General features: G+C 66.5%; 11 protein-coding genes. 8 read left to right on the top strand and 3 right to left on the bottom strand.

Annotated elements, in window-relative coordinates:
• Positions 1-6 precede the first annotated feature (6 nt).
• Entirely contained in the window at positions 7-1605 is a 1599-nt protein-coding gene (locus ACPXCG_RS02580) for a hypothetical protein (protein WP_425788787.1), read from the bottom strand.
• Between the two features lie 238 nt (positions 1606-1843).
• Here ACPXCG_RS02580 and ACPXCG_RS02575 point away from each other — a divergent pair, with 238 nt between their 5' ends.
• Positions 1844-4357, top strand: coding sequence for a UvrD-helicase domain-containing protein (locus ACPXCG_RS02575; protein ID WP_425788785.1), 2514 nt, complete (start codon positions 1844-1846; stop codon positions 4355-4357).
• Between the two features lie 71 nt (positions 4358-4428).
• On the opposite strand, the gene ACPXCG_RS02570 is transcribed toward ACPXCG_RS02575, so the two are convergent.
• On the bottom strand, positions 4429-5526 hold the full coding sequence (locus tag ACPXCG_RS02570; protein ID WP_425788783.1) for a M23 family metallopeptidase: 1098 nt from the start codon (positions 5524-5526) through the stop codon (positions 4429-4431).
• 424 nt (positions 5527-5950) lie between these two features.
• Here ACPXCG_RS02570 and sucC point away from each other — a divergent pair, with 424 nt between their 5' ends.
• The 4 genes from sucC to ACPXCG_RS02550 all read left to right on the top strand — a co-directional run bounded on the left by sucC (position 5951) and on the right by ACPXCG_RS02550 (position 9243).
• Complete coding sequence (sucC, locus tag ACPXCG_RS02565) at positions 5951-7114, top strand: ADP-forming succinate--CoA ligase subunit beta (RefSeq protein WP_425788781.1); 1164 nt, start codon at positions 5951-5953, stop codon at positions 7112-7114.
• Between the two features lie 11 nt (positions 7115-7125).
• Positions 7126-8016, top strand: coding sequence for a succinate--CoA ligase subunit alpha (sucD, locus tag ACPXCG_RS02560; RefSeq protein WP_164306437.1), 891 nt, complete (start codon positions 7126-7128; stop codon positions 8014-8016).
• 83 nt (positions 8017-8099) lie between these two features.
• The gene (locus ACPXCG_RS02555) at positions 8100-8786 is read left to right on the top strand and encodes a hypothetical protein (RefSeq protein WP_425788779.1); all 687 of its coding nucleotides are present in this window, start codon (positions 8100-8102) and stop codon (positions 8784-8786) included.
• Complete coding sequence (locus tag ACPXCG_RS02550; protein ID WP_425788777.1) at positions 8779-9243, top strand: RDD family protein; 465 nt, start codon at positions 8779-8781, stop codon at positions 9241-9243. Before ACPXCG_RS02555 ends, ACPXCG_RS02550 begins: the two co-directional genes overlap by 8 nt.
• Here the strand turns inward: ACPXCG_RS02550 and ACPXCG_RS02545 are convergent.
• Complete coding sequence (locus ACPXCG_RS02545; RefSeq protein WP_425788775.1) at positions 9231-9707, bottom strand: SRPBCC family protein; 477 nt, start codon at positions 9705-9707, stop codon at positions 9231-9233. The genes ACPXCG_RS02550 and ACPXCG_RS02545 overlap by 13 nt on opposite strands.
• Before the next feature lie 124 nt (positions 9708-9831).
• Between ACPXCG_RS02545 and ACPXCG_RS02540 the strand changes: the two genes are divergently transcribed.
• From ACPXCG_RS02540 to ACPXCG_RS02530, 3 genes are all read left to right on the top strand, one after another.
• On the top strand, positions 9832-11283 hold the full coding sequence (locus tag ACPXCG_RS02540) for a carboxyl transferase domain-containing protein (protein ID WP_425788773.1): 1452 nt from the start codon (positions 9832-9834) through the stop codon (positions 11281-11283).
• Positions 11280-11678, top strand: a complete 399-nt coding sequence (locus ACPXCG_RS02535; protein WP_425788771.1) for an NUDIX domain-containing protein — start codon at positions 11280-11282, stop codon at positions 11676-11678. Before ACPXCG_RS02540 ends, ACPXCG_RS02535 begins: the two co-directional genes overlap by 4 nt.
• Positions 11679-11802: 124 nt before the next feature.
• Positions 11803-12423: a nitroreductase family protein gene (locus tag ACPXCG_RS02530; protein ID WP_425788769.1), complete on the top strand. Its 621-nt coding sequence runs from the start codon at positions 11803-11805 to the stop codon at positions 12421-12423.
• Positions 12424-12450 lie beyond the last annotated feature (27 nt).

The following is a 12450-nucleotide window of genomic DNA, read 5'->3' as shown; positions in this document are numbered from 1 at the left end:
GCCTGCTCAGGCGTCGTCCAGAGGAGTGGAGAACACCTTCAGCTTCTCGGGGCTGACGCCCTCGGTGAGCGCCAGGATGCGCAGTGCGGTGGCGACCTCGTCCTCGGCGGCGACGTAGGTGATCTCGCGATCGCCGGCGGCGGCCAGCTGTTGCTTGAGTTGCTCGGTCAGGAGCGCGGTGCCCGGCCAGCTCGGATCCAGCCGACCCAGCTCGACATGCTGCGCGTATCCCGGTCCGAACGAGACGAAGAGATTGCCCTCCGGGCCGACGCCATCGAAGATGTAGTCGCCCTGCTCGACGCCGTAGCTGCTGGGAAAACCGGCCACCTGATCGTTGTAGCGGGCGGCGTCGAATTTCTTGGCACCGGTGCGCACCAAGGTGATCGGCAGGGTGGACGACTTCTCCTGGCTGTCGATGTACTCGTTCAGCTCGTTCGCGCCGACGTCGACGAACGGCAGGAACCGGACCGACGTGTCGGTTCTGACCCCGCGCGAACCTGGTGGGAGGTTCGTTGCGGCACAGGTTGTCTCGGCCCGGCCGCCGAACGGGGTGCCGACGATCCGGGTGCAGATCCCACCGCGTTCGCCGGGTCTGAGGTTGTCGACGGCGAATCGCATGGTGATCCCGAAGTTGACGTGACCGGCAACACCGCGCATATCGGTCGCGACGTCGGGGTCCAGTGCCCCGTTGACGGCGATGACGAAACCGCAGGAGGCCGGTGTGCAGCTGCCGCCGGCGCGGCTGTTGACGGCATTGTCGGTCAGCGGCACCGCCGGGGCGGGCACGCTGGTCAGCTGCGGGACCAGGGATCGCTCTTCGGTGAAGAGCGTGTCCAGCTCGCCGGTGGGGAGCAGCGTCACGTCGGTGTCGACGGTGACCGTGGTGTCCGAGCGGGTGAACTCTCCCTTGAGGTGGGTGACCCGCTTGGTCGTCGGGTCGAAGGTGGTCTGCATCGAACCGACCCGGACCTTGTCGTCGCCGATGGCGGTGATGACCGGATCGGTGGTCGGCCAGGACCGCGCGTCGGGCAGTCCCTTGTTGGGTGCGGGCAACTCCAGACCGAACTCGGGTGTCTTGACGCGTTCGGTGTTGCCGATCCGGCCGGCGAGCAGAGCCGGAGACAAGAGGTAGCCGAGGTCCGGCAGACCCGAGTAACGCAGGTTGGACCACTTGTTGTCGGTCACGCCGAGGTCGAGTTGGGTGGCGACGGGCGCGGTCCCGAACAGGTCGGACCACAGTTTCGCCGGGCCGTTGACGTAGCGGTAGTTGCCGATCTGGCGGTACTCCGCGGTCGACGAGTCGTAGGTGACGGTGCCCGCGGCGTTCTTGGTCGATGCCACCGTGAGGTCGGTGAAGTCGACCGTCCGGGCCTTGGCGCCGGTGCCCGTGCCGGTGGTGGTGAGTGATCCCGAATACCGGGCACCCGGGCTGCTGCCCAGTTGGAAGGCGACGTCGTCGAGTTCCTGCTGGGCGGTGAAGGCCGCGGTGGGAGCGCCGGACCCGTCGGTCGGGAACGGTACGACGGCCGCCACGAGCGCCGCGATGAGCGCGAGCAGCCCGACGCCGGACACCAGCACGGGGACGGTGTTGGACTGACGTTTCATCGCAGACCCCTCTTCACATGCCGCGAGCACGCGCGACAACCTCCGCATGACAGCAGACCACGGCGAAGGCGGTCGGCAACATGCGCCGGATGAATGACCCCCGGGGTATCGACTCCCCGATTTCGGGCATATCGTAGCCGCTCGCGGATGCCGGAGCGGTCGAGCGGCCGACGCGTGATCGTTTGGAGCGGGCGAGCCGATCCGGTCGTGTCGCAGCCCCGGAGTAACCTGAACCCCGATGACAAGCTCCACCCGCGAAACGGCCCAGACCTCCCAGGACTCCGGCACCGGAAGCGCGTCCGACGACCACACCGCCCGTCTTCTCGACGGCCTCAACCCGCAGCAACGGGCGGCGGTCCTGCATGCCGGTGGGCCGTTGTTGATCGTGGCGGGCGCAGGTTCGGGCAAGACGGCGGTGTTGACGCGAAGGATCGCCTACCTCCTGGCCGAGCGGGACACGACGCCCGGCCAGATCTTGGCGATCACCTTCACCAACAAGGCCGCCGCCGAGATGCGCGAACGCGTGATCGATCTGGTCGGCCCGCGTGCCGCATACATGTGGGTGTCGACGTTCCACGCCACCTGCGTGCGGATCCTGCGTGCGCAGTCGGCACTGCTCGGATCGCGGAACTCGAACTTCTCCATCTACGACGCGGATGATTCGAAACGGTTGCTGGGCATGATCATCCGTGACATGCAGCTCGATCCGAAGAAGTTCAGTCCGCGCGGTGTCTCGGTGAACATCTCGAATCTCAAGAACGAGCTCATCGACCCCGATTCCGCGCTGGCCGCGGCGTCCGACGCCGAGCCCTCGGTGTTGGTGGTGGCGCAGGTCTATGCGGAGTACCAACGCCGCCTGCAGACCGCGAATGCCTTCGACTTCGACGATCTGATCGGCGAGACCGTGGCACTTCTCCAGCGGCATCCGGAGGTCGCGGAGTATTACCGCCGCCGGTTCCGCCACGTGATGGTCGACGAGTACCAGGACACCAACCACGCTCAGTACGTTTTCATCCGCGAGTTGGTCGGCGACGAGGACTCCGATTCGCCGGTGGCGCCGTCGGAATTGTGCGTGGTCGGCGACGCCGATCAGTCGATCTACGCGTTCCGCGGCGCGACGATCCGCAACATCGAGGAATTCGAACGCGACTTCCCGAACGCCGAGAGCATCCTGCTCGAGCAGAATTATCGCTCCACCCAGACGATCTTGTCGGCAGCGAACGCCGTCATCGCGCAGAACACGAACCGGCGCGAGAAGCGATTGTGGACAGATTCCGGAGACGGCGAGCTGATAGTCGGCTATGTCGCCGACTCCGATCGTGACGAATCGTTGTTCATCGCAAAGGAGATCGAGGATCTCACGGACTATTCGATCGGCGGGTCATCGAGCCATTCGTACTCCGACATCGCCGTGTTCTATCGCACCAACACGGGGTCCCGATCGCTCGAAGAGGTCTTCGTCCGGCACGGCATCCCGTACAAGGTGGTCGGCGGGACGAAGTTCTACGAGCGCAAAGAGGTGCGCGACGTCGTGGCCTACCTGCGGGTGGTGGCCAACCCCGACGACTCGGTCAGTCTGCGACGCATTCTCAACACCCCACGCCGAGGTATCGGAGACCGGGCCGAGGCATGCGTGGCGGTGCACGCGGAGAATCGGGGGATCGGGTTCTACGAGGCGCTCGTCGAGGGCGCGGCCGGAAACGTACCGCTGCTGAACACCCGTGCGGTGAAGCAGATCGGCGGATTCGTGGACCTCATCGAAGGGCTGCGCAACGACTTTCTCGCGACCTTCGGGGCGGCGGGTGAGGCGAGCGAGGATGTCGCCGTGGTCGACGCCACGGAAGAGGGCGCCGACATCGGTGAGCTCGTCGACGCCATCGTCGAGCGGACCGGTTACCGGACCGAGCTCGAGGCGTCCCGCGATCCGCAGGACGGCGCCCGACTCGACAACATCAACGAATTGGTGGCGGTGGCAAGAGAATTCAGTGCCGATGCCGCCGGGTTGTCCGCCGACGACACCGCAGATGTCGACGACGAAGGGCTCGACGAACGTCCGGACAACGACGGCGAACCCGAGCCGGGATCGCTCTCCGCCTTCTTGGAGAAGGTCTCGCTGGTCGCCGACGCCGATCAGGTGCCCGACGAGGGCGAGGGCGTGGTCACCATGATGACGCTCCACACCGCGAAGGGTCTCGAGTTCCCGGTCGTGTTCGTAACCGGTTGGGAGGACGGTCATTTCCCGCATCTGCGCGCGCTCGGTGATCCTGCCGAGCTCAGCGAGGAACGACGGCTCGCCTACGTCGGGATCACGCGTGCCAAGGAGCGTCTGTACCTCACCCGGTCGGTGATGAGGTCGTCCTGGGGTCAGCCGGTGTCGAATCCGGAATCGCGCTTCCTGCAAGAGATCCCGCAGCATTTGCTGGATTGGCGACGCACCGAACCGCGTCGCTCGGCCAGTAGGCACCTGTCCTCGAGCGGTGGCGTGTTCGGTCGTGGTGACTCGGGCTTCGGAGGCGGTGGCTTCGGCGGCGATCGTGGACGGTCGTCGTACTCATCGGATCCGACGCGGGGCCGGAACAAGCAGGTGCACTACGAGGTCGGGGACCGCATCAGCCACCCGAAATACGGCATGGGTAAGGCAGTGGGCAAAGAGGGTAGTGGTGCAACCGAACGCATCACGTTCGATTTCGGCGGCAACGTCGGACGGGTCACGCTGCTGACCGCAGGAGGGCTTCCGGGCGACAAGCTCTAGGCCCGTCTGGCTCCCGGCCCGTCGTGTGCACGCGCGGAGGGCGACAACCAGATCGCCCCGGGTGCCGTCGGTCAGCCGCTGAAGTTGGCGAGCTTCACGCCGTGCTCGGCGAGCCAGGGCGCGGGATCGATCTTGGTGTTCCCGCTTTTCCAGACCTCGAAGTGGCAGTGCGGGCCAGTCGAGAAACCCTCGCTGCCGACGAGTGCGATGACATCGCCGGCGGTGACGCGCTGGCCCTTCTGGACCAGCACACCCGACGATGCCATGTGGCCGTACATGGTGATCGTTCCGTCGGCGGCCTGGACCTGCACCCAGTTGCCGTAGCCCGATGCGGGACCGGCCTCGACGACGACACCGTCGGTGGCGGCGTGGATTGGGGTGCCAAGGGGCGCGGCCAGGTCGATGCCGCCGTGGAAGCTACCCCAGCGATTCGAGTACGTGGACGTGAAGTCGTACTTGCCGAGCGGGATGGGCGACTCGAACAGCGGGCGGCGGAGAAGGTTCTCGCGCTGCTCTTCGGCGGCGGCCCGCTGCTTGCCGACGGCCAATTGGTCGGTGAAGGTGTCCATGTCCTTCGCCGGGGCGGCCGCGGCGACGCCGGGCCCGAGGTCGGGTGCCTCGCCGGTCGTGTCGACGTTGGCGGCATTGGTCGGTGTGGTGGGCGTGCTGTCGGTGGAACCGACCTGTGCCACCGCGGCGACGGCGGCACCGGCCGCCATGGCGATGAGTGCAGCACGGCCACCCTTGAGGGCGGCCGGGGGAGCGCTGATGCGGTGCTTGCCACCGCGGCGGACAGAGCCGCCCTGGGGTGTGCGCGTGCGGAAGGGCTTGTCGTCGGAGATGTGCAGCGGGCGCTCGTCGCTGCCGTCAGTGCTCGCGAGCGAGAAGCTGTCGGGGCGGGCGCCGTCGACGTCGAACGGCTCGTCGTGTTCGTAGGCGTCGAACTCGCTCTCCGGGATCAGGATGTCCTGGGTGATCTCGGAGCGGGTCGGATGGTAAGAGCGGCTCCACGTACCCGAGTCCCACGTCGTGTCGCCGTCGGTGAAGTCGTCGATCGGGATGATCGTGGTGACGTCCGTGGCGGAACGGTCTTCGGTGAAGCGGGCTGAGGACTGCCCGGTGGTCGTGACCGGTCGGTCCGGATTCCCGCGTCCCGTCAAGTCGTCCACCTCATCTCTTTGCTAACGAGGACTACCGGATTGACGACCGTAATCCTTTTGTGACCAACTGACAGCCGACGGTAACGAATTGATTGCGACAAGTGCAACGGCACGAGCCCAAAACCTGCGGATATGTGAGCTGCATCACCGGTCGGACACCCCGATGCCGACCATGGTGAATTCTCGATCCACGTGGGTGCACGCACAGATGGCCTCGCCCCCTCGACAACCGGTCCATCAGATCACGTTCCGATCGGGCTGCGATCAGCGGGGTGGTGAGGTGCGTGAGGCCACCGAGCGAGTGATCTGTCGCACAAGCGGTGGGTGCGCCGACAGGGGCCATACGCGGCAGGTTTAAAGTCCGATATGGCCCGCAATACACCCCTGCGGTGTTACATCCTTCTGCGGACAAACCTACGAGATGGTGAGCTGAATGGATCTCTTCGAATACCAGGCGAAGGAACTTTTCGCCAAGCACGAGGTACCCACCTCGGCCGGCCGCGTTACCGACACGGTTGCCGGGGCACGGGAGATTGCTGAGGAAATCGGCAAACCGGTGATGGTCAAGGCCCAGGTGAAGGTCGGCGGCCGCGGCAAGGCGGGCGGCGTGAAGTACTCCGCTGACGTCGACGCCGCGGTGGCGAACGCGGAGTCGATCCTCGGCCTCGACATCAAGGGACATGTCGTCAAGAAACTGCTGGTCGCAGAGGCGAGTGACATCGCCGAGGAGTACTACATCTCCTTCCTGCTCGACCGCACCAACCGCACCTACCTGGCGATGTGCTCCGTCGAGGGTGGAGTCGAGATCGAGGTGACCGCCGAGGAGAATCCCGACGCTCTCGCCAAGATCCCCGTCGACGCCGTCAAAGGTGTCGATGTCGCATTCGCGCGCAGCATCGCCGAGGCCGGCAAGTTGCCGGCCGAGGTGCTCGACGCCGCGGCTGTGACCATCCAGAAGCTGTGGGAGGTCTTCATCAACGAAGATGCTCTGCTGGTGGAGGTCAACCCGCTGGTTCGCACCCCCGACGATCAGATCCTCGCGCTCGACGGCAAGGTCACCCTCGACGCCAACGCCGACTTCCGTCAGCCCGGGCACGAGGCCTTCGAGGACAAGGACGCCACCGATCCTCTGGAGCTCAAGGCCAAGGAGAACGACCTCAACTACGTCAAGCTCGACGGTCAGGTCGGCATCATCGGCAACGGTGCCGGGCTGGTCATGTCGACCCTGGACGTCGTCGCGTACGCGGGTGAGGCCCACAAGGGCGTCAAGCCCGCCAACTTCCTCGACATCGGTGGCGGCGCCTCGGCCGAGGTGATGGCCGCGGGTCTCGACGTGATCCTGGGTGACGAGCAGGTCAAGAGCGTGTTCGTCAACGTGTTCGGTGGCATCACCGCCTGCGACGCCGTGGCCAACGGTATCGTCGGCGCGCTGAACAAGCTGGGCTCGGACGCGAACAAGCCACTGGTCGTTCGTCTGGACGGCAACAAGGTCGAAGAAGGCCGCAAGATCCTGGCTGATGCGAACCACCCGCTGGTGACGCTCGCCGAAACGATGGACTCCGGCGCCGACAAGGCCGCCGAACTGGCGAGCAAGTGAGGAATTGAGCCATGTCGATCTTTCTGAACAAAGCGAACAAGGTCATCGTCCAGGGCATCACCGGCGGTGAGGGCACCAAGCACACCGCGTTGATGCTCAAGGCGGGCACCAACATCGTCGGCGGCGTCAACGCGCGCAAGGCCGGCACCACGGTGAGCCACGACGGCGGCGTGGAGCTGCCCGTGTTCGGCACGGTGGCCGAGGCGATGAAGGAGACCGGCGCCGACGTCTCGATCGCGTTCGTGCCGCCGAAGTTCGCCAAGGATGCCATCATCGAGGCAATCGACGCAGAGATCCCGCTGCTGGTGGTCATCACCGAGGGAATTCCGGTGCAGGACAGCGCCTACGCGTGGGCCTACAACGTGTCCAAGGGCAACAAGACCCGGATCATCGGACCGAACTGCCCCGGCATCATCACCCCCGGCGAGTCGCTGGTCGGCATCACCCCGGCCAACATCGCGGGCACCGGACCCATCGGCCTCGTGTCGAAGTCGGGCACCCTGACCTACCAGATGATGTACGAGCTGCGCGATATCGGCTTCTCCACCGCGATCGGTATCGGCGGCGACCCTGTCATCGGCACCACGCACATCGACGCGATCGAGGCCTTCGAGAAGGATCCCGACACCAAGGTGATCGTGATGATCGGTGAGATCGGTGGCGACGCCGAGGAGCGTGCGGCCGACTACATCAAGGCGAACGTCTCCAAGCCCGTCGTCGGTTACGTCGCGGGATTCACTGCGCCGGAAGGCAAGACGATGGGCCACGCCGGCGCCATCGTGTCCGGCAGCTCGGGCACCGCGCAGGCCAAGAAGGAGGCCCTCGAGGCCGCAGGCGTCAAGGTCGGCAAGACGCCGAGCGAGACCGCCAAGCTGGCCCGGGAGCTCTACCAGAGCCTCTGACATCCAGCACGACGCATCTGCGGCCGTTGTTCCCGTTTGCCGGGAACAACGGCCGCAGTTCGTTCGGGGGCTACGATTCGTTTGTGGGCCAGGACAACGAGGTACCGCGTGCGGTACTGGTCGCGGCGGCAGTCGGGGCGGTGGCGCTTGCCGGTCGGGCGACGGTGGCCTCGGCGTCCGTCGTGGCATCGGGTATCCGTTTCGGCCTCCGCCTGCCGGTGATCGGTGCACTCGGAAGGCGAGGAGTGGATCGACTGGCGGCGGGTGGTGAGCAAGTGCTCGACGCGCTCCCGGAGGCCATCGATCGGGTGCGAGCCCTTGTCGCGGTGATCGTCTCCGCCATCGTGGCCGAACTCGACCTGACCACCCTGGTGCGGGAGAACGTCGATCTGAACGAGGTCGCCGCCGGCCTGGACATCGCGGCAATTCTCGACCGTGTCGATCTCGACGCCGTGATCCGTGACCGGGTGGACCTCGACGCGGCGGTGGCGAATGTCGATCTCGACGCGGTGGCCGGTGGTATCGACATCGACGCGATTGCAGCGCGAATCGATGTCGACGCGATCCTGAGTCGGGTCGACCTCATCGGTCTGGCCAACGAGATCATCGAGGGTGTGGACCTGCCCGACATCATCCGTGAGGCGAGTACCTCCGTGACCTCCGACGTGATGACGGACGTGCGCAGCACAAGTGAGCGTGCCGATGACGCGGTGGCCGGGATCGTCGGCCGGATTCTGCGGCGCGCGCCGGAGGTGCCGCCCGATGAGTGACGCCCTGCCTCCCCATGCACATCCGCCGGCGATACACGACAGCAGCAAGAACGCGGGGATCGTCAGCCGCGGGGTTGCGGCATCTCTCGACCTCCTGGTGGTGCTCGCGATCCTGAGTGGCGCCTACCTCGGCTTTGCCATGGTGCGGCTCCTCTTCAGTATCCGCGACTTCTCCTTCCCGCAGCCCAATGCAGTGTTCACCGCAACGGGTTTCATCGCCGTGTCGATCGCCTATCTCGCGTTGTGCTGGGCGGTATCGGGGCGCACGCTCGGGTCGGTGGTGATGGGCCTGCGTGTGGTGAACCACAAGGGCGACCGCATGCGTCCCGTGGGCGCCCTGCTGCGTGCGCTGTGCTGCGTGTTCTTCGCCGTCGGGCTGGTCTGGGTGGCGGTGGACCGGCGACGCCGATCGGTGGCCGACGTCGTGCTGCGGACCCGGGTGGTCTACTCGCGCTGAGCGGGTCCGATCTCTGATTCGGATTTCAATGCGGCCAAACCCTTTTCGAAGTCCTTCCCGATCAGCTTGTCGAACAGTCCCAGCGGACCGGCGATCCGCGAGAACAACGAGTGCGGTCCGGTCATCGTCCAGGTGATCTCGGTCTGCGCGCCACGTGGCGCCAGGGTGAACACACTGGTGCTGGTCGACTTCATCGGCTTCTCGAACGCGACGGCGACGCCGATCCGGGTGGGTTCCGTGACGTCGGTGATCTCCATCGTGCCCTTGCCGGCCTTGCGGTTTCCCGACCAGGAGTACGTCGCGCCGACACCGCTGTCGGCCCCCGCATACTCCCGTGTGAGGTCAGGGTCGAGGCCCTCCCACGGCGACCACCGCTTCCACTGGTGGAAATCGACGATGAGCGGGTAGATATCCTCAGGCGCCGCGGCGATCGTGGTGGTTCGCGTCACGGTGTAGTCGGACATGGTGAGCTCCTGTCAGGGTGAGTGTATTCCGCGATTATGACCGCCGCGGGCGCCACGAATCACCGGTCCGGGCCGATTGTTTCCGAACGGTCGTCCGGCGGGCGGGCCACACTACGATGTGAGGGTGACCGATCGCCCGCGCGCCGATGCCAGCAGTCTGGTCGAATCGCTGTTCGATCACGGCACATTCGAGAGATGGGATGCTCCCGTCGGCTGGGAGCCGACCGACCCGCGATATCGGTCCTCGCTCGCCCGGGCGCGTGAGCACACCGGGCTGGATGAATCGGTGATCACCGGATCCGGTCGCGTCCGCGATGTCCGGGTGGCCGTGGTGGTCAGCGAATTCGGCTTCCTCGGCGGGTCGATCGGCCGGAGCGCCGGTAAGCGAGTGGTCGCGGCGATCGAACGGGCGACACAGGAGAGGATCCCCGTGCTGGCCCTCCCGGCGTCGGGTGGGACCAGAATGCAGGAAGGCACGGCGGCGTTCCTGCAGATGGTTGCGATCACGGGCGCGGTCAACGCGCACAAGGCTGCCGGGCTCCTGTACCTGGTGTACCTCCGACACCCGACGACGGGTGGGGTGTTCGCGTCGTGGGGTTCCCTCGGGCACGTGACCTGGGCGGAGCCGTCGGCGCTCGTCGGGTTCCTCGGTCCCCGTGTCTACCAAGGGCTGTACGGCGAGCCGTTCCCCGCGAACGTCCAGACGTCGGAGAATCTGCAGCGACGAGGGTTGGTGGATTCCGTTGTGCCGACCGACCGTCTTGCCGCCGTCGTCGGAGAAACGCTCGCGGTGCTGTCCGCCACGGCGCCGGGAGCGAACCGGCAGGGGGACGCGCAGACCGACCCGCGCTCGGACCCTCCGAACACCGGCACGGCCTGGGACGCCGTCGTCGCGACCAGGGCGCCGGATCGGCCCGGACTGAAGGAGCTCCTGGCGGTGGATGGCGCTGTCGTGCTCCGTGGCAATGCGCCGTTGTGGTTGGCGCTCCACAGGTTCGGCGGCAATTCGGCGGTGGTGATCGGGCACGACCGGCGGATACAGGCGGGCGGGGAACTGATCGGTCCGGTCGATCTCCGAGTTGCGCGACGCGGGATGACCATGGCGACCGACCTGGGTTTGCCGGTGGTCACCGTCATCGACACCCCGGGTGCCGAATTGTCGGTGACAGCCGAAGAGTCCGGGCTGGCCTCCGAGATCGCCCGCTGCACAGCGGAACTCGTGGCGGTCCCGGTTCCGACCGTCTCGGTTCTGCTCGGGCAGGGTGCGGGTGGGGCGGCGCTGGCCATTTTCCCGGCGGACCGCAGGATCGCGGCGACCGATGCGTGGCTGTCGCCCCTGCCGCCGGAAGGTTCCAGCCTCATCGTGCACCGAGACACCGACCACGCGGCAGAGTTGGCTGCCGACCAGGGGATCGTCGCAGGCGCATTGTTCGCCGACGGCACCGTCGATCGTCTGGTCGAGGTGATGGCACCCGACGGGATGGCTCGTCTCCGATCGGCGATCGCCGCGGAACTGGCTTGCGGACCGACACCGTCGTACTCCCGTCGAACTCGCGTCCCCAGAGTCGGCAGGTGACCCGGCGTGTCGTCGGGGTCGGAGCCGTCGTCTGGGATTCCGCCGACCGGCTGCTACTGGTACAGCGCCGGTATCCGCCACAGGCCGGCCGTTGGAGCGTGCCGGGCGGCAAGGTCGAGCCAGGGGAGACGCTCCCCGCTGCGGCCGCGCGTGAGGTCGAGGAGGAGACGGGTCTCATCGTGGAGGTGGGGGCACAAGCGTGGGTGGTCGACATCCCGGGCGACGACGACGTGCTGTACGAGGTCCACGACTTCGTGGCCGAATACCGTTCGGGCACGATCCGGGCCGGCGACGACGCTGCGGATGCCCGATGGGTCGCAGCGTGCGAGCTGAACGAGTTGCCGCTGACCGACGGGTTGGTCGACCACCTCCGTCGGTATGGCCTGCTCCGGTGAGATTCCCGAGCCGTGCCATCGCGGCAGGTCGGGCGGCCGGCATCGACATCGTCGCCTCGTGCGGCCAAGCTGGAGAGTGGTCTCACGATGGCCGACCGGCATTTTCGACAATGGAGGATCTCGCATGACGGACCTGTTACCGCTGGACCCCGATGAACTGCTCACCACCACACGTTCGGTGCGCAAGCGTCTCGACCTGGAACGTCCGGTGCCACTGGAGATCGTCACCGAGGCGCTGGAGGTGGCGCTGCAGGCGCCGTCGGGAAGCAACAGTCAGGGTTGGCACTGGATCGTGGTGACCGAGCCGGACATCAGACAGAAGGTGGCCGACCTCTATGCGAAGTCGTTCGCCGCGTACTCGGCGAACCAGCCCAGGGCCGACGACACCGCCCGCCGCGTCGCGTCGAGCGCGCAGTACCTGGCCGACACGATGGGGCAGGTGCCGGTTCTGGTGATCGGTGCGATCTACAGCGGAGGCGAACTCCCGGCGGGCAACCAGGCGGGTCTCTGGGGTTCGTTGCTGCCGGGCGCGTGGAGTCTGCAGCTCGCGCTGCGTGCTCGCGGATTGGGATCTGCCTGGACGACTCTGCACCTGACCTATGAACGTGAGGTCGCCGAGCTCCTGGGCATCCCGGACTCCGTTCACCAGGGGGTGCTGCTGCCCGTCGCGTACTACACGGGTACCGACTTCAAGCCGGCCGGCCGCAAACCCCTCGACGACATCCTGCACGTCAACGGCTGGTGACGGCCATGATGTGACCGACGCGGCGGT

Source organism: Gordonia sp. DT218, assembly GCF_049847105.1.
Taxonomy (GTDB): domain Bacteria; phylum Actinomycetota; class Actinomycetes; order Mycobacteriales; family Mycobacteriaceae; genus Gordonia.
This window is presented reverse-complemented; position numbering and strand designations above follow the sequence as displayed.

Bases quoted from the DNA above. Each gene is read 5' to 3' on its own strand.
- ACPXCG_RS02545 (WP_425788775.1), bottom strand. From the start codon at position 9,707: ATGTCCGACTACACCGTGACGCGAACCACCACGATCGCCGCGGCGCCT.
- sucD (WP_164306437.1), top strand. From the start codon at position 7,126: ATGTCGATCTTTCTGAACAAAGCGAACAAGGTCATCGTCCAGGGCATC.
- sucC (WP_425788781.1), top strand. From the start codon at position 5,951: ATGGATCTCTTCGAATACCAGGCGAAGGAACTTTTCGCCAAGCACGAG.
- ACPXCG_RS02530 (WP_425788769.1), top strand. From the start codon at position 11,803: ATGACGGACCTGTTACCGCTGGACCCCGATGAACTGCTCACCACCACA.
- ACPXCG_RS02550 (WP_425788777.1), top strand. From the start codon at position 8,779: ATGAGTGACGCCCTGCCTCCCCATGCACATCCGCCGGCGATACACGAC.
- ACPXCG_RS02575 (WP_425788785.1), top strand. From the start codon at position 1,844: ATGACAAGCTCCACCCGCGAAACGGCCCAGACCTCCCAGGACTCCGGC.
- ACPXCG_RS02580 (WP_425788787.1), bottom strand. From the start codon at position 1,605: ATGAAACGTCAGTCCAACACCGTCCCCGTGCTGGTGTCCGGCGTCGGG.